Raw genomic sequence first — 15224 nt, forward strand, 5'->3', positions numbered from 1 at the left:
GGGGGGGCCGGGCGCCGGCGGGCCGGTCGGGCCCCCCGGCGGGGGGCGCCCCGCGGGGGGGGGCCCCCGGGGGGCCCGGGCCGCGCGCGCGGCCGGGCCCCTCGGTGTGTGCGGGGGACGGGGGCGGGTCAGCGCAGGCCGCGGCCCAGCGCGGTGATCAGCTCGCCGTTGGCGGTGTCCCCGCTCAGCTCCCAGAAGAAGGCGCCGCCGAGTCCCTGGTCCTTCGCCCAGGCCGCCTTGTCCCGCAGGGTGCGCGGCGTGTCGTAGCTCCACCACTCGTCGCCGCAGCGGGCGTACGCGGTGCCCGCGACGAGGCCGGTGGCCGGGCAGCGGGTCTTGAGCACCTTGTAGTCCTCGCTGCCCGCCTCCCACGTGCCGGGGGCGGGGCCGGTCGCGCTGCCGCCGGGCGCCGACTGCGTCACGCCGGTCCAGCCGCGGCCGTAGAAGCCGACCCCGAGCAGCAGCTTGTGGGCGGGGACGCCGAGCCTGCGCAGCTTCTGCACGGTCGCCGTGGCGTTGAAGGTGCGCTCCGGGATGCCGCGGTACGCGGTGAGCGGGGAGTGCGGGGCGGTGGGTCCGGTGGCCGACCAGGTGCCGAAGTAGTCGTAGGTCATCGGGTTGTACCAGTCGACGTACTTCGCGGCGCGCCCGTAGTCGGCCGCCTCCAGCTTGCCGCCCGGGGAGGCGTCCGCGGTGACGGCGGCGGTGATCAGGTTCTTCCGCCCGAAGCGGTCGCGGAGCGCGCGCATCAGGTCCGGGTACGCGGTGCGGGCGCTGGTGTCGCAGGTCAGGCCGCAGGCGCCCGGGTACTCCCAGTCGATGTCGATGCCGTCGAAGACGTCGGCCCAGCGCGGGTCCTCGACGAGCTTGTAGCAGGAGTCGGCGAAGGCCTTGGGGTCGGCGGCGGCCTGGCCGAATCCGCCGGACCAGCTGAAACCGCCGAAGGACCAGAGGATCTTGAGGTTCGGGTACTGCTTCTTGAGCTTGCGCAGCTGGCCGAAGTTGCCGTGCAGCGTGCCGTCCTCGGTGCTGTCGGCGACGCCGTCCACGCTGCCCGCGGCGTCGTACGGCTGCTCGTAGTCGGCCCAGGAGTCGCCGACGGCGCACTTGCCGTCCGTCACGTTGCCGAAGGCGTAGTTGATGTGCGTCAGCCGGGCCGCGGAGCCGGAGGTGGCGACGTCCTTGACGTGGTAATTGCGGGCGTAGACGCCCCAGTCGATGAAGTACCCGACGACCTTGGACCGGTCGTCGGAGTCGTGCCGGCCGTACCCCTGGCCCTGGTCGTGTCCCTGCGCGTGCGCGGATCCGTGGGAGTCCACGGCAGCGGTCACGGGCTGGGCCGCGGCGGGGCCGGTGACCAGGCCCGCCGTGAGCAGCGCGGTGCCTGCGGCGACGAGGCCGACGAGGGTTCTGCGGACGCGTGATCCCTGCTGTCTGGGCATGCGGTTACCTCGGGTCGGAAACGGGTGGAGGCGCGCGAGAGTGCGGGGCCACCCTAGGAGGACTAGACCAATGGGGTCAATGGTCTGCACCATTACGGAATCCGGCCCTCCGTGACCGCCCGTCGGGCCGTACCGGCACCGTCCGACGAGGCATCAGCCGACGTGGCGTCAGTCCCGCAGGTACCCGAGCCCCGGCGCCCGGTCGAGGTAACCCCGCAGCAGGCGCCGCGCGACGGCCACGGAGTCGACGAGCGGGTGCAGGGCGAAGGCCCGCAGCGCCGCCGCGCGATCGCCGGTGGTGGCGGCCAGGACGACGTCCCGCTCCACGGACTTGACGGCGGTCACCAGCCCGACGGCGTGATCGGGCAGCGGGTCGCCGACGATCGGGCGCGCGCCGTTGGCGTCCACGTAGCAGGGCACCTCGACGACGGCGTCGGCGTCCAGGGGCTCCAGGACCCGGCGGTTGCGGACGTTGAGGACCAGCGTCGTGCGCTCGTCCCGTGCGATGGCCCGCATCAGGGCGAGCGCCACCCGCTCGTAGCCGCCCGACTCCAGGTCGGCGGCGTCCCGTTCGCCCGCACCCGCCACCTCGCGGACGTCCGCCCCGTAGCTGGCCTCGCGCTCCAGGCGGGTCGCGTCCCAGGTCGCGAAGGGCGGCGTGCCGGGCACCCGCATCCGGTCGTAGAAGCTCCGCTGCTGGTCGAGCAGGAAGGCGCCGCGGGTCCGCTCCGCGGCCCGGGCGGCGGCGACGGCCTCGCGGTCGAAGTAGTAGTAGTGCAGGTACTCGTTGGGGACCGCGCCGAGGGTGCGCAGCCAGTCGGCGCCGAACAGCCGGCCCTCCTCGAAGGAGGCCAGCGCCCGGTCGTCGGCGAGCAGGCGGGGCAGCAGGTCGACGCCGTCTACGCGGACGGCGCGCAGCCACCCCAGGTGGTTCAGACCGGCGTACTCCAGCCGGGCCCGCGCGGGATCGACGCCGAGCGCGTGCGTGACCCGGCGGCCGAGGCCCACCGGGGAGTCGCAGATGCCGATGACGCGATCGCCCAGGTGGTGGGACATGGCCTCGGTGACCATGCCGGCGGGGTTGGTGAAGTTGATGACCCACGCGTCGGGCGCGAGACGGGCGACCCGGCGGGCGATGTCGACCGCGACGGGGATCGTGCGCAGACCGTAGGCGATGCCGCCGGCCCCCACGGTCTCCTGGCCGAGCACCCCCTCGTCCAGCGCGACCCGCTCGTCCACGACCCGGCCGGCGAGTCCGCCGACGCGGATGGCGGAGAAGACGAAGTCGGCCCCGGTGACGGCCTCGTCCAGGTCGGTGGTGACCGAGAGCACCGGCGCGTCGCCGGGGCGGCCGGCCTCCTCGGACATCTGGCGCAGCACCCGTACGACGGCGTCGAGGCGGTCGGCGTCGAGGTCGTGGAGGGTGACGTGGGTGACCCGGCCCTCGGCGCGGTCCCGCAGCAGGGCGCGGTGGACCAGCGGGACGCGGAACCCGCCGCCGCCGAGGATCGTGAGCCTCATCCGTTCGCCACCTCCACGCCCGCCGCGCGGGACGGGGCACCGGGTCGTCGCGTCCCCTCGCGCGGGAAGCGTGAGCCGACCCTACCGAGCCGCCGCCCTCCCCCGGGGACGACGGCCCCGCACGCGACGTCCCGCTCCCCCGCGGGGCGCCGGCATCAGCGCGCCGGCCCCGGGTAGACGCGAGCCAACCCGGTGTGGCGAACGGGTGGCAGCGCCCGCGCGGGCGGCGCGCGGGCGCTGCCGTGAACGGCCGGGCCGGTAGACCTGGCTGGCGGCGCGGGCGGTCGGACGGACGGGGAGGCAGCGATGGGGCGCAGGGCGGCCGGGGTGACGGTGTGGCTGCTCGTGCTCCTGGCCTGGTACGTGGTGCTGATCAGCCCGGTGACCGTGCTGGAGGTCGTGGTCGGCGCGGCCGGTGCGCTGCTGGCGGCGATCGCGGCCGACGCCGTGCGCGTGGCGTCCGGGGCGGCTCCCGGAGGGGCCCGGTACGCGGTACGGACGGTGCTGGCCTGGCCAGGCGCGCTGCTCGGGGAGACCGGGCAGTTGGCGCGGGCGGTGCTCGGCGCGCGGCGTGCACGAGGCGGGTTCGGACAGGTGCGGCTGCCCGAGGGTGTCGGGGCTGCGTGGGCATCGGCCGTGCTGTCGGCGACACCGGGGGCGTACGTCGTGGCCTTCGGCGGGGAGGACGAACGGTTGCTGACGGTGCACCGCCTCGGCGACCGCCCGTCGGGCCTGGAGCGGGCACTCGGCGTCGAGGAGGCGGGGGCGTGAACGCGTGGCTCATCGCGGCCGGGGTGCTGCTGGCGGCGGGCCTGGGACCGTGCGCCTGGCTGGCGCTGCGCGGCGCCGCGCACACCCGGCTGGCCGGGGTGAGCCTGGCGACCACGCTGGTCGCGGTCGAGTTCCTGCTGCTGGCGCAGGGTTTCGGACGCAGTTCCTACGTCGATCTGGCGCTGGTGCTCGCGGTGCTCGGCCCGGTCGGGACGCTGGTCTTCACCCGCTTCCTCGCGGGGGAACCGCACGAGGGCGGCGGGCCGGCGACATGACGGTCCGTCATGGCTTCGCGCTGGCGCTTCTGGTCGCCGGCAGCGCGGTGCTGCTGCTCTCCGCGACGGCGCTGGTCCTGCTCCCCGGCCCCTACGCCCGTCTGCACGCGCTGTCGCCCGCGGCCTCGCTGGGCGCCCCGCTGATCGCGCTCGCGGTCGCGGTGGAGACCGGACCGGGCCGGGCGGCGCTGAAACTGCTGCTGATCGGCGCCCTGCTGGCGGCCTCGGGGCCCGTGACCACGATGGCGATCGGCCGGCTGACCACCCGGCTCGAAGGGCCGGAGGACCTGGACCGGCCCATCCGGCCGGAGGACGAGCGAAGGGACCCGCGCTCATGACGGGCACGACCGCGGCCGACGTCCTCATCGCCGTCGCGCTGCTGCTGGTGGCGGTCACGGCGACCGCCGCGGTGCTGACCCGCGACCCCGTGCGGCAGTCCGTCGTCCTGGCCATGCTCGGCCTGGAGTTCGCGCTGCTGTTCACACTGCTGCAGGCGCCGGACGTGGCCCTGTCCCAGCTCGGCGTGGGGTCCGCGCTGACCCCGCTGCTGATCCTGCTGACCGTGCGCCGGGTACGCCGGGGGCCGGCCGGGAAGGAACGGGACCCGGCCGAGGAGCGGCGCCGGTGAGCCGCACCACCCGCGTCCGCCTGTTCCTGGTGGCCGCGGCCGTCGTCCTCGCCGGCTTCGCCCTCGCCTGCACGCGACTGCCCGCGTTCGGCGGCGCCTCCCACCCGTACGGGACGCGCGCCGTCACCGCGGCACTCGAACAGCACACCGCCAACGTCATCTCGTCGGTCAACTTCGACCAGCGCGCCTTCGACACGCTCGGCGAGGAGTCGGTGCTGTTCGCGGCGGTGCTGGGCGCGACCGTGCTGCTCCGCCTTGCCCGGGACGAGCGCAAGGTACCCCCCGCGGCGCAGCGGGTCCTGCCGCCGACGCGGCTGTTCGGGGCACTGCTGCTGCCGCTGACGGTGCTGACCGGCTGGTACGTCGTCGCCCACGGCCAGCTCAGTCCGGGCGGCGGCTTCCAGGGCGGGGTGATCCTCGCGGCGGGACTCCATCTCGCCTACGTGGCCGCCGACTACCGGGTGCTGGGCCGGGTCCGCCCGCTGGCCGTCCTCGATGTCACGGACGCGCTGGCGGCCGCCGCCTTCACCGCCCTCGGCCTCGTGGGCCTGGCCGTGGCGGGCGCGTACCTGGAGAACGTACTGCCCCTGGGCACCTTTCGTGACCTGGCCTCCGGGGGGCTGGTGCCGCTGATCAACGCCGCCGTGGGGATCGAGGTCGGCTCGGGCGTCGTGGTGCTGCTGGCCTCGTTCCTCGACCAGGCCGTGGAGGTGACCGAGAAATGAGCGTCCTGCCCTACCTCGTGGCCGGGTGGGTCTTCCTGGCCGGCGTGTACGGCATGGTGACCAGCCGTGACCTCATCCAGGCCGTCGGGTGCCTGAGCGTCGCGCAGTCGGGCACCTATGTGCTGCTGCTCGCCGTCGGCTACCGGCGCGGCGGAACCGCGCCGGTGTTCTCCGACGTCCCCGTCCGCACGCCCGTCGTGGACCCCGTCGTCCAGGCGCTGACGCTGACCGACATCGTGGTGGGCGCCGTCGTGACAGCCCTGCTGCTCAGCCTCGTCATCCAGCTCCGCAAACGGCACGGGACCCTGGACCCCGAGTCGCTGACCGGGCTGAAGGGCTGAGGCGCGCGTGGGAACGGACGTCGCGGGGGCGAACGTCCTGCTGCCGCTGGCCGTCGCCGTCCCGCTGCTGGGCGCGGTGCTGCTCGCTGTCGCCGGACGCCGGCTGCCGCGGCTGGGCTGCGACGTCCTGGCCACGCTCTGCGCCGCGGCCGAGGTCGCGTGCGTCGCGACGCTGTGGGCGCGCATCGGCGACGGCCGCGCGGTGACCTGGCTGGGCGGCTGGCGGCCGGAGGGTCCCGGCGGGCACGGCGTGGGCATCGTGCTGGAGGCGGACCGCGTGGGCGGCGGCATGGCGCTGCTGGTCGCCGTGCTGGTGCTGGCCGTCCTGGCGTACTCCTGGCGGTACTTCGAGGAGCCGGGCGGCGACAACGCGGGCACCTTTCCCGCGCTGCTGCTGCTCTTCGAGGCGGGCATGTGCGGCTTCGCGCTGACCGGCGACCTCTTCAACGCCTTCGTCTTCTTCGAGCTGATGGGCGTCGTCGCGTACTCCCTCACCGGCTACCGGATCGAGGACGGGCGGCCGCTGCAGGGCGCGCTGGCCTTCGGGCTGGTCAACTCGCTCGGCGCCTACGCGTCGTTGATGGGCATCGCGCTGCTCTACGCGCGCACCGGCGAACTGGGCTTCGCGGCCATCGCGCGTCAACTGGCGCGGGAGGGCGGGCCGGACGCGCTCGTGGTGTGCGGCTTCGTCCTGGTGATGACCGGGCTGCTGGTGAAGGCCGCCGTGGTCCCCTTCCACCTGTGGCTGCCGGACGCGCACGCGGTCGCCCCGACCCCGGTGTGCATGCTGCTGTCCGGAGTGATGGTGGAACTGGGCGTGTACGGCGTGGCCCGCGTCTACTGGGCGGTGTTCGCCGGCCCCGGCGGCATCCCGCACCACGCGCTGCGGGACACGCTCACCGCGGCGGGAGTGCTGACCGCGCTGGTGGGCGCCGTGATGTGCTGGCAGCAGCGGCACCTGAAGCGGCTGCTGGCGTTCTCCACGATCTCGCACGTCGGCCTCTTCCTGGTGGGACTGGCGACCCTCACACCGCTCGGCACGGCCGGGACCGCCGTGTACGTCGCCGGACACGCGGGCGCCAAGGCGGCGCTGTTCGGACTGACCGGGGTGCTCCTCGACCGCTACGGCTCCGTCGACGAGCACGGGCTGCACGGCCGGGCCCGCGGGCTCGCCCTGCCCGGGGCGCTGTACGCCGTCGGCGGGCTGGTGCTGGCGGGACTGCCGCCGTTCGGGGCCGGGCTCGGCAAGGCACTGGCCGAGGAGGCCGCGGGCCACTGGCAGGGCTGGCTGCCGGCGGTCTTCGTACTCGCGTCCGCGCTGACCGGCGGGGCCGTCCTGCGGGCCGCGCTGCGCGTCTTCCGCGGCGCGGGGCCGCGGCCGGCGGACCGGCCGTGGGAGCCGGAGACGAGCGGCGAGGGCGAGGAGCCCGAGATCCACGACCCGCGGCGGCGGCTCCCGGCCCCCATGGTCGCGGTGCCCGCACTGCTGCTGCTCTGCAGCCTCGCGGTCGGCGCGGTCCCCTCCGCCGGCGCGGCCCTCGCCTCCGCGGGCGCGGCCTTCACCGACCACGCGGGTTATCTCGCCGCCGCGTTCGGCCCCGCGTCAGCCTCCGTTCCCGCCGTGCCGACGCCGCCCGCGCACTGGAACACGGCCGGGGCACTGCTCGGGCTGCTCTCCACGGGGCTCGCCGTCGCGGCCGCCGCGGCCGCCGTGTGGGGCCCGGGCCTCACCGGCGCGCTGCCGGGGCGGGCCCGCTCCGTCGCGACAGCCGTCACCCGCCGGGCCGTCGTACCCCTGCGCCGCCTGCACTCCGGACTGCCCGGCGACTACGTCGCCTGGCTCACGGTCGGAGTCGCCGCCCTGCTCGTCGCATTCGGCGCGCAGTCCGGCCTCGGCTGACACGCGGGGGCCCGCGCCGGTGGCCGTTTGCGTCGCCGTTGTCGTGATGGACACGGCCGGCTTCGCACCGGTACGCGTCGGGACCGAACGACCGCACCCGACGGCCCCCGCGGGCGCGCTGACGCCGCCGCCGTCCGAGGCACCAGGCGACGCACTCCGGCGGATGCCGGTGGCTCCGGCACCACCACCCGGACCACTGACGCGGTCACGGCGGCCACGGCGGCCACCGGAGTCGCCTCGGCTCCGTCGATCCCCGGCGCCCCCGGCCCGAAGCCGTACCGGGGAGGCGGAACGGGCCGCCCCGCCTCCCCCACACACACTGCGGCGCCGGACGGGTCAGTGGCCCGGCCAGGACCAGCCCGTGACCTCGGGGAGGTCGGTGCCGTGCTCGCGGATCCAGGAGTGGTGCCGCAGGCGTACGTCCTCCATCAACTGCCGTACGGGCGCGGCGCGCACCGCGAGGCCGGGGACGCGGTCGATGACGTCCATGACGAGGCGGTAGCGGTCGAGGTCGTTGCGCAGCACCATGTCGAAGGCGGTCGTGGTGGTGCCGATCTCCTTGTAGCCGCGCACATGCAGGTTGGCATGGCCGGCCCTGCGGTACGCCAGGCGGTGGATCAGCCACGGATAGCCGTGGTAGGCGAGGACGACCGGCTTGTCGCGGGTGAACAGGGCGTCGTACTCGGGGTCGGCCATGCCGTGCGGGTGCTCGTCCTTGGGCAGCAGACGCGCGAGGTCGACGATGTTGACGACGCGCACGGCGAGTTCCGGCAGGTGCCTGCGCAGCAGCGACGCGGCGGCCATCACCTCCAGGGTGGGCACGTCGCCGGCGCAGGCCAGGACGACGTCCGGTTCGCGCGTGCCGTCCTCCGTGCCTGCCCATGCCCACACGCCGGCGCCGCGGGCGGTATGGGCGCGGGCGGCCTCCAGGTCCAGCCAGTCGTGGCAGGGCTGTTTGCCTGCGACGACGACGTTCACGTGGTCGCGGCTGCGCAGGATGTGATCGGCCACCGCGAGCAGGGTGTTGGCGTCCGGCGGCAGGTAGACCCGTACGACCTCGGGCGCCTTGTTCAGCACGTGGTCGATGAAGCCCGGGTCCTGGTGCGAGAAGCCGTTGTGGTCCTGCCGCCAGACGTGCGAGGTGAGCAGGTAGTTGAGGGAGGCGACGGGACGGCGCCAAGGCAGCGCGCGGGTCGTGCGCAGCCACTTGACGTGCTGGTTGACCATGGAGTCGACGATGTGGACGAACGCCTCGTAGCAGGAGAACAGCCCGTGCCGCCCGGTGAGGAGGTAGCCCTCCAGCCAGCCCTGGCAGGTGTGCTCGGACAGGATCTCCATGACCCGGCCGTGCCGGTCCAGGTGTTCGTCCACCGGCAGCGTCCGCGCCTGCCATGCCTTGCCGGAGGCCTCGTACACCGCGTCCAGGCGGTTGGAGGCGGTCTCGTCGGGTCCGACGAGACGGAAGTCGCGGCGCCCGGCGGTTGCCGCCATCACCTGCTCCAGCAGCCCACCGAGCACGCGGGTCGGCTCGTGGAAGGAGGCGCCGGGTTTGTCGACCTCGACGGCGAAGCGCTCCAGCGGCGGAACCGGCAGGTCGCGCAGGAGCAGCCCACCGTTGGCGTACGGGGTGGCGCCCAGCCTGCGGTCGCCCGCGGGCACGCGGGCCAGCACCTCCTCACGCGGCCGGCCCTCCCCGTCGAAGAGCTCCTCCGGCCGGTACGAGCGCAGCCACGCCTCCAGTTGGGCCAGGTGGGCCGGGTTGTCGCGGACACCGGGCAGCGGGACCTGGTGGGCGCGCCAGGTGTTCTCCACGGGCACGCCGTCGACCTCGGCCGGACCGGTCCAGCCCTTGGGGGTGCGCAGCACGATCATCGGCCAGCGCGGGCGTTCGGCCGTGCCGCCGTCACGGGCGGCACGCTGGATGCGGGCGATGCGGTCCAGGGCGGTGTCCATGGCGTGGGCCATCGCCGTGTGCACGGCCCGCGGGTCGTCGCCGGTGACGTGCAGCGGGTCGTGGCCGTAGCCGCGCAGCAGTTCGTCGAGCTCGGCCTCCGGCAGCCGGGCCAGGACGGCCGGGTTGGCGATCTTGTACCCGTTCAGGTGGAGGATCGGCAGCACGGCGCCGTCGTGGACGGGGTCGAGGAACTTGTTGGAGTGCCAGGACGCGGCCAGCGGGCCCGTCTCCGCCTCGCCGTCGCCGATGACGCAGGCGACCAGCAGGTCCGGGTGGTCGAAGGCCGCGCCGTACGCGTGCGACAGGGAGTAGCCGAGCTCGCCGCCCTCGTGGATCGAGCCGGGCGTCTCCGGAGCCACGTGACTGGGCACGCCGCCCGGGAAGGAGAATTGCCGGAACAGCCGGGCCATGCCGGCGGCGTCCCGGGTGACGTCCGGGTACGTCTCGGTGTAACTGCCCTCCAGCCAGGAGTTGGCCAGCACCGCCGGGCCCCCGTGACCGGGGCCCCAGACGCACAGCGCGTGCAGGCCGCGGGCGCCGATGACGCGGTTGAGGTGGGTGTGCACCAGGTTCAGGCCTGGTGAGGTGCCCCAGTGGCCGAGCAGCCGGGGCTTGATGTGCTCGGGGCGCAGCGGTTCGGTCAGGAGTGGATTGGCCATCAGGTAGATCTGGCCGACGGCCAGGTAGTTCGCGGCGCGCCAGTGGGCGTCCAGCGCCCGCAGCTCCTCGTCGCGCATGGCGGTCCTCCGAGGGATCGGGGGTGTGGGGAGTGGGGAGTGCACGGGGATGTCCTCCTCCACCCTCGGGCCGGGCCGGTCCCGCGCGCCGGTACGACACGGCCCCGGCGGAGAGTCGTCCGGAAGCCGCCCGTGCGTTCGGGCGCGGCGGGTGATCCGGTGGCGACCGGCTGCCGGAACGACATCGAAGACCGCCGATTGAGCAGTTCCGAGCGAACAGGACCGCTTTCGGCGCATCCCCGGCAGCCGCCCTCCGACAGGCCCTAACGTCCCCGCAACGGCCCTCTACGGACCGCGCGAGGGACAGGGGAGAGCACGATGCACACGACCGGGGACCAGCGGGCGGCCGTTCGCCCCGCCGAGGGCGACAGCGCCGCCGAGGAGATGTTCCGGGCCCTGCTGGAGTCGGCTCCCGACGCCATGGTCATCGTGGACGACACCGGCACCATACGGCTGGTCAACGCCCAGACGGAGTCGCTGTTCGGGCACACCCGCGAGGAACTGCTGGGCCGCCCGGTGGAGGTGCTGGTCCCCCGCCGCTTCCGCGGCCACCACCCGTCGTACCGGCACGGCTACGCGGGCAACCAGCAGGTGCGGCCGATGGGCGCCGGGCTCGATCTGTACGGGCTGCGCAAGGACGGCCGCGAGTTCCCCGTCGAGATCAGCCTGAGCCCGTTGCAGACCGCCGACGGACTGCTCATCTCGGCGGCCGTGCGGGACGTCAGCGAGCGCAAGGCGGCCGAGGAGCGGATCAACGAACTGGCCGTGCTGGTCGAGTCCTCGCAGGACGCGATCCTGGCCAAGACCCTCGACGGCCGGATCACCTACTGGAACGCGGCGGCGCAGCGGCTGTACGGCTACGCGGCGGACGAGGCGATCGGGCAGCACGTGTCGATGCTCGCCCCGGCGGAACTCAAGGAGGAGATCGCCGCCCTGCTCGGCCGCCTGGCGCGGGGCGAGCGCGTCGAGCACTTCGAGACGCTGCGGGTCACCAGCTCCGGTCGTCTGCTGGACGTCGACGTCACCCTCTGGCCGATCCGGGGACGGGACGGCGCGATCGTCGGCGCCTGCTCCATCGTCCGCGACATCGCCGACCTGCGGCGCGCCGAGGAGGAGCTGACGGAGCTGTACCGCCAGCAGCGGCACATCGCGCTCACCCTGCAGCGCAGCCTCATGGGCTCCCCTGCCGAGCCGCCCGGCATGCGCACGGCCAGCCGCTACTTCCCCGCGACCCAGGGCGCGGGCGTGGGCGGCGACTGGTTCGACCTGATCCCGCTGGGCGGCGGCCAGGTCGGCGTCCTCATCGGCGACGTGATGGGGCGCGGGCTGGAAGCCGCCGCCGTGATGGGGCAGTTGCGCTCGGCGGCGCGGGCCCTGGCCAAGACCGGCATTCCGCCGCGCCAGCTGATCCAGGCGCTGGACGCCTTCGTGCACGATCTGCCCGACCAGCTCGTCACCTGCTGCTACCTGGTCGTCGACCCGGACGCGGGCGAGGTGACGGTGTGCTCCGCGGGGCATCTGCCGGTGCTGCTGGTCGGCCCCGGGCCGGAGGCGCCGGTGCGGCCGCTGCCCGCGCCCATCAGCGTGCCGCTCGGCGTCGGCGACGTGCCGCACCAGCAGGTCTGCGTACCGGTGGCGGCCGGCTCCACGCTGGTGCTGTACACCGACGGGCTGGTGGAGACCCCGCGCTCCGACATCGACGAGCAACTCGCCTGTCTGAGCGCCGAATTGAGCAACGCGTTCGCACGCTCCGGCGGACTGGAGGAGGCCGCCGACCTGGTGCTGACCTCGCTCCGCCCGGACGCCGACGGGCACGCCGACGACGTCACGCTGCTGCTGGCCCGGCTGCCCGAGGCGCCGCTCGCGGCCACCGCTACGGAGGTCGACGCGGTGCCGTCCGCCGTCGCCGAGGGACGGCGGTTCGTCCACGACACCCTGCACGCCTGGGACTGCGGCCACGTGTCGGACGCGGCGTGCCTGCTGGCCTCGGAAGTCCTCACCAACGCCGTACGCCACGCCCAGGGACCGCTCGGCCTGCGCCTGCACCGCACCGCGCTGGACGTCACGGTCGAGGTCTCCGACCACAGCACGCACATCCCGCAGCGCCGGCCCGCCGACCTCGGCGACGAGACCGGCCGCGGCCTCCTTCTGGTCGAAGCCCTCGCCGCCGGCTGGGGCACCCGCCCCTCCAGCGACGGCAAGACCGTCTGGTTCACCCTCCGCCTCCGCCCCGCCGGCACGCCCGACGCACCCCCGGCCCCGCACTGACCGCCCCCAGGGGCGCGGGAAACCGCTCGCACGGCGACCACAACCGCCGCCCCAAAGGGGCGCGGGGAACTGCACCACCCACCACAGCCGACCCGCACCCGTCGGACGGCGGCCACCACGACACCGAAGAGGCGCGGGGAACTGCACGACCAGCCACAACGCACCCGCACCGGCAACAGCACCCGCACCCGCACCCGCACCCGCACAAGCGGATACGTCAGTGCCCCGCCAGGGCCTTCACCGTCGCGACGGCCGTGCCGATGGCCGCGTCCACGACGCCCGCGATCAGCGCGGTCGGCAGACCGCCCCCCATGCGCAGGCCGCCGAGGCAACCCCAGCCGAAGAGTGCCGCGATGTCGACGACGGCCGAGGTCAGGAGCGCGGTCGTCAGCGGCATGGCCCCGATCGCGGCGACGCCGACGAGGATGAGCGGCCCCACCGCGGCGAGCAGCAGCGGGCTGCTGACGTGCAGGAGCCGGCGCAGTTCGCGCCCCGTGGCGAGGCGTCCGGCCACGGTGTGGTGCGCCTGCTGGTCGGCGACCACGGCCGCCAGCCACACGCCGAGCGCGGCCGTGGCGACCGAGGCCGCCGCGCCCGCCGCGTCGACCTCGTCGCTCGCGGAGAGGCCCACGACAACGGAGATCATGGTGATGGTGGCGTAGATCCGCTCCTTGAGCCGCTCCGTCGCGGCCTCCACGTCCTCCGGCACCCCACCGGTCTACCCGCTCCGCGGCCCCGCCCGGCGCCGACGCCGACGATCTTCAGCCCTTCGGCCCCGCCGCCTCCACCACTGACAGCGCGTCAGGACCGAGGTCGGCGGCGCGCCGGTGCCCGGACAGCGCGAGGGTGAGGTCGAACTCGGCCAGGAGGCAGCGGATGACGTGCTCGACGCCGCTCTGGCCGCCGAGGCCGAGCCCGTACGCGTAGGGGCGGCCGAGCAGGACGGCACGGGCGCCGAGGGCGAGGGCCTTGAAGACGTCGTCGCCGGTGCGGACACCGCTGTCGAAGAGGACGTCGAGGCGGTCGCCGACCGCCCGGACGACACCGGGCAGCGCCTCGGCCGCGCCGATCGCGCCGTTGACCTGGCGGCCGCCGTGGTTGGAGACGACGACGCCGTCCATGCCGGCGTCGGCGGCCATGCGCGCGTCGTCGGGGTGCTGGATGCCCTTGAGCACGATGGGGCCCGCCCAGTGCTCGCGCAGGAACGCCAGGTCCGGCCAGCTCTTGCCGGGGTCCGCGAACATGCCGACGAAGTGCAGCACCGCCGCGTTCAGGTCCTCCTCCACCGGTTTGGCGAGCCCCGCCCGGAAGGCGGGGTCGGTGAAGTAGTTGGCGGTGCCGATGCCCTGGAGGAAGGGCAGGTACGCCTGGTCCAGGTCGCGCGGCCGCCAGGCGAGCAGCGGCGTGTCGAGGGTGACGAACAGCGCGGTGTAGCCGGCGGCCTGGGCGCGCCGCAGGAAACTGGCCGTCACCTCGCGGTCCTTGGCCCAGTACAGCTGGAACCAGCGTTCCGCGTCGCCCATGGCGGCGGCGACCTCCTCCATGGGCGTGCTCGACGCCGACGAGGCCACGAAGGGCACGCCCTGGGCCGCCGCGGCCCGTGCTGCGGCCGGTTCGGCGTCCGGGTGGACGATGGAGAGCACGCCGACGGGGGCGAGCGCGAGCGGCGCCGGGATCCGGCGCCCCAGCACCTCGGTCGTCAGATCCCGCCCGGTGACGTCGCGCAGCATGCGCGGGACGATCCGCGTCCGGTCCAGCGCCTCACGGTTGGCGCGCGCGGTGCGTCCGCTGCCGGCGCTGCCCGCGACGTAGCCGAAGGCCTCGGGACCGAGCCGCTCCTCGGCCAGTTCCTCCAGCCGCGTCAGGTCCGTGGGCAGCGACGGCCGCAGCCCCGCCATCCCGTTGAGGTAGATCTCGTACTGGTAGTCCGCCCGGTCGGCCATGCGTGGTCCCGTCTCTCGTCCGCGTGAGGGACTGTGTCAGGGCCGGGCCGCCGCGTCCACCGTCGGGTCGGGTCGGGTCAGGTGGGGTCAGGCGTCGGGCAACTCACGTGCCATCCGGGCGCGTACGACGCAATTGCGGCGGGTGATCACCGTCGCGGCGGCGACCGCGCTGCCGAGGAAGGCGACGGCCAGCGTCCACGGGCGGTCGAGGATGTGTCCGGTGGCGTGGTCGAGGGAGTAGCGCCCGGGGCCGGCGACGCCGATGCAGGCGGCGGTGAAGCCGAGGAAGCACGGGTATTCGAAACCGCCGGAGGCGGAGAAGAACCCGGCGGGCACGTGGACGGAGACCGCCCCCGCCATCGCGCCCGCCGCCGCGGCCCCGGCCGCCGGGGTGGCGAGGCCCAGGGCCAGCAGGGCGCCGCCGCCCGCCTCGCCGAGCCCCGAGGCCAGGGCGCTGGGGGCGCCCGGCTCGAAGCCCATGGACTCCATGGATCCCGCGGCGGCCTCCAGCCCCTGTCCGCCGAACCAGCCGAAGAGCTTCTGCGCGCCGTGGGCCACGAGCACCCCGCCGAGCCCCAGGCGCAGCGCGAGCAGTGCGAGGTCCTTGCGGTGGTTCAACGGCATGACCGGCTCCTGTTCGCCGCGGTGACGCGCCCCGGTGGGCCGGAGCATGGCTCCTCCCCAGTCTCGGCGGGCACCGGGCGGGCCGCCGTCCGCGC

The 15224-nt window shown here is 74.7% G+C and carries 14 protein-coding genes; 8 read left to right on the forward strand and 6 right to left on the reverse strand.

All coding sequences use genetic code 11. From position 1 onward, the window contains the following. Nucleotides 1–128: 128 nt before the first annotated feature. Nucleotides 129–1442 carry a glycoside hydrolase family 18 protein gene (locus ACFYXS_RS14590; RefSeq protein WP_389247736.1) on the reverse strand — a complete coding sequence of 438 codons (1314 nt, stop codon included), beginning with the start codon at nucleotides 1440–1442 and terminating at the stop codon, nucleotides 129–131. A 168-nt stretch (nucleotides 1443–1610) separates the two neighbouring features. After that, nucleotides 1611–2963 carry a 6-phospho-beta-glucosidase gene (locus tag ACFYXS_RS14595; RefSeq protein ID WP_389247738.1) on the reverse strand — a complete coding sequence of 451 codons (1353 nt, stop codon included), beginning with the start codon at nucleotides 2961–2963 and terminating at the stop codon, nucleotides 1611–1613. 306 nt (nucleotides 2964–3269) lie between these two features. On the opposite strand from ACFYXS_RS14595, the gene ACFYXS_RS14600 reads away from it, so the two are divergent. From ACFYXS_RS14600 to ACFYXS_RS14630, 7 genes are read left to right on the forward strand one after another with little or no spacing between them, the layout of a single operon-like run. Continuing rightward, a complete protein-coding gene (locus ACFYXS_RS14600) occupies nucleotides 3270–3734 on the forward strand; it encodes a hypothetical protein (protein ID WP_389247740.1) in 465 nt (154 codons plus the stop codon). Further along, nucleotides 3731–4009 carry a monovalent cation/H+ antiporter complex subunit F gene (locus tag ACFYXS_RS14605; protein WP_389247742.1) on the forward strand — a complete coding sequence of 93 codons (279 nt, stop codon included), beginning with the start codon at nucleotides 3731–3733 and terminating at the stop codon, nucleotides 4007–4009. The genes ACFYXS_RS14600 and ACFYXS_RS14605 overlap by 4 nt, the downstream gene beginning before the upstream one ends. Continuing rightward, entirely contained in the window at nucleotides 4006–4347 is a 342-nt protein-coding gene (locus tag ACFYXS_RS14610) for a cation:proton antiporter (RefSeq protein WP_389247744.1), read from the forward strand. Before ACFYXS_RS14605 ends, ACFYXS_RS14610 begins: the two co-directional genes overlap by 4 nt. Further along, nucleotides 4344–4637: a Na(+)/H(+) antiporter subunit B gene (locus ACFYXS_RS14615; RefSeq protein ID WP_389247746.1), complete on the forward strand. Its 294-nt coding sequence runs from the start codon at nucleotides 4344–4346 to the stop codon at nucleotides 4635–4637. Before ACFYXS_RS14610 ends, ACFYXS_RS14615 begins: the two co-directional genes overlap by 4 nt. Continuing rightward, entirely contained in the window at nucleotides 4634–5362 is a 729-nt protein-coding gene (locus tag ACFYXS_RS14620; RefSeq protein WP_389247748.1) for an MnhB domain-containing protein, read from the forward strand. The genes ACFYXS_RS14615 and ACFYXS_RS14620 overlap by 4 nt, the downstream gene beginning before the upstream one ends. After that, on the forward strand, nucleotides 5359–5703 hold the full coding sequence (locus tag ACFYXS_RS14625; RefSeq protein WP_389247750.1) for a sodium:proton antiporter: 345 nt from the start codon (nucleotides 5359–5361) through the stop codon (nucleotides 5701–5703). The genes ACFYXS_RS14620 and ACFYXS_RS14625 overlap by 4 nt, the downstream gene beginning before the upstream one ends. Nucleotides 5704–5710: 7 nt before the next feature. Next, nucleotides 5711–7603, forward strand: a complete 1893-nt coding sequence (locus ACFYXS_RS14630) for a complex I subunit 5 family protein (RefSeq protein WP_389247752.1) — start codon at nucleotides 5711–5713, stop codon at nucleotides 7601–7603. Nucleotides 7604–7939: 336 nt separating this feature from the next. Here the strand turns inward: ACFYXS_RS14630 and ACFYXS_RS14635 are convergent, their stop codons facing one another. Next, entirely contained in the window at nucleotides 7940–10294 is a 2355-nt protein-coding gene (locus ACFYXS_RS14635) for a phosphoketolase (RefSeq protein WP_389247754.1), read from the reverse strand. A 318-nt stretch (nucleotides 10295–10612) separates the two neighbouring features. Between ACFYXS_RS14635 and ACFYXS_RS14640 the strand changes: the two genes are divergently transcribed. Further along, nucleotides 10613–12562, forward strand: coding sequence for a PAS domain S-box protein (locus tag ACFYXS_RS14640; protein ID WP_389247756.1), 1950 nt, complete (start codon nucleotides 10613–10615; stop codon nucleotides 12560–12562). Nucleotides 12563–12779: 217 nt separating this feature from the next. On the opposite strand, the gene ACFYXS_RS14645 is transcribed toward ACFYXS_RS14640, so the two are convergent. The 3 genes from ACFYXS_RS14645 to ACFYXS_RS14655 form a co-directional block, all read right to left on the reverse strand. Further along, entirely contained in the window at nucleotides 12780–13271 is a 492-nt protein-coding gene (locus ACFYXS_RS14645) for a hypothetical protein (RefSeq protein WP_389247758.1), read from the reverse strand. A 52-nt stretch (nucleotides 13272–13323) separates the two neighbouring features. After that, the gene (locus ACFYXS_RS14650) at nucleotides 13324–14505 is read right to left on the reverse strand and encodes a lactate 2-monooxygenase (RefSeq protein ID WP_389247760.1); all 1182 of its coding nucleotides are present in this window, start codon (nucleotides 14503–14505) and stop codon (nucleotides 13324–13326) included. A gap of 87 nt (nucleotides 14506–14592) precedes the next feature. Further along, nucleotides 14593–15129, reverse strand: coding sequence for a DoxX family membrane protein (locus tag ACFYXS_RS14655; protein ID WP_389247762.1), 537 nt, complete (start codon nucleotides 15127–15129; stop codon nucleotides 14593–14595). Nucleotides 15130–15224 lie beyond the last annotated feature (95 nt).

This window comes from Streptomyces sp. NPDC002574, assembly GCF_042889545.1.
GTDB lineage: Bacteria > Actinomycetota > Actinomycetes > Streptomycetales > Streptomycetaceae > Actinacidiphila.

Coding starts and splice junctions, on each gene's coding strand:
- ACFYXS_RS14610 (WP_389247744.1), top strand. CDS start 4,006: ATGACGGTCCGTCATGGCTTCGCGCTGGCGCTTCTGGTCGCCGGCAGC.
- ACFYXS_RS14635 (WP_389247754.1), bottom strand. CDS start 10,294: ATGCGCGACGAGGAGCTGCGGGCGCTGGACGCCCACTGGCGCGCCGCG.
- ACFYXS_RS14590 (WP_389247736.1), bottom strand. CDS start 1,442: ATGCCCAGACAGCAGGGATCACGCGTCCGCAGAACCCTCGTCGGCCTC.
- ACFYXS_RS14650 (WP_389247760.1), bottom strand. CDS start 14,505: ATGGCCGACCGGGCGGACTACCAGTACGAGATCTACCTCAACGGGATG.
- ACFYXS_RS14600 (WP_389247740.1), top strand. CDS start 3,270: ATGGGGCGCAGGGCGGCCGGGGTGACGGTGTGGCTGCTCGTGCTCCTG.
- ACFYXS_RS14595 (WP_389247738.1), bottom strand. CDS start 2,963: ATGAGGCTCACGATCCTCGGCGGCGGCGGGTTCCGCGTCCCGCTGGTC.
- ACFYXS_RS14625 (WP_389247750.1), top strand. CDS start 5,359: ATGAGCGTCCTGCCCTACCTCGTGGCCGGGTGGGTCTTCCTGGCCGGC.
- ACFYXS_RS14640 (WP_389247756.1), top strand. CDS start 10,613: ATGCACACGACCGGGGACCAGCGGGCGGCCGTTCGCCCCGCCGAGGGC.
- ACFYXS_RS14655 (WP_389247762.1), bottom strand. CDS start 15,129: ATGCCGTTGAACCACCGCAAGGACCTCGCACTGCTCGCGCTGCGCCTG.
- ACFYXS_RS14615 (WP_389247746.1), top strand. CDS start 4,344: ATGACGGGCACGACCGCGGCCGACGTCCTCATCGCCGTCGCGCTGCTG.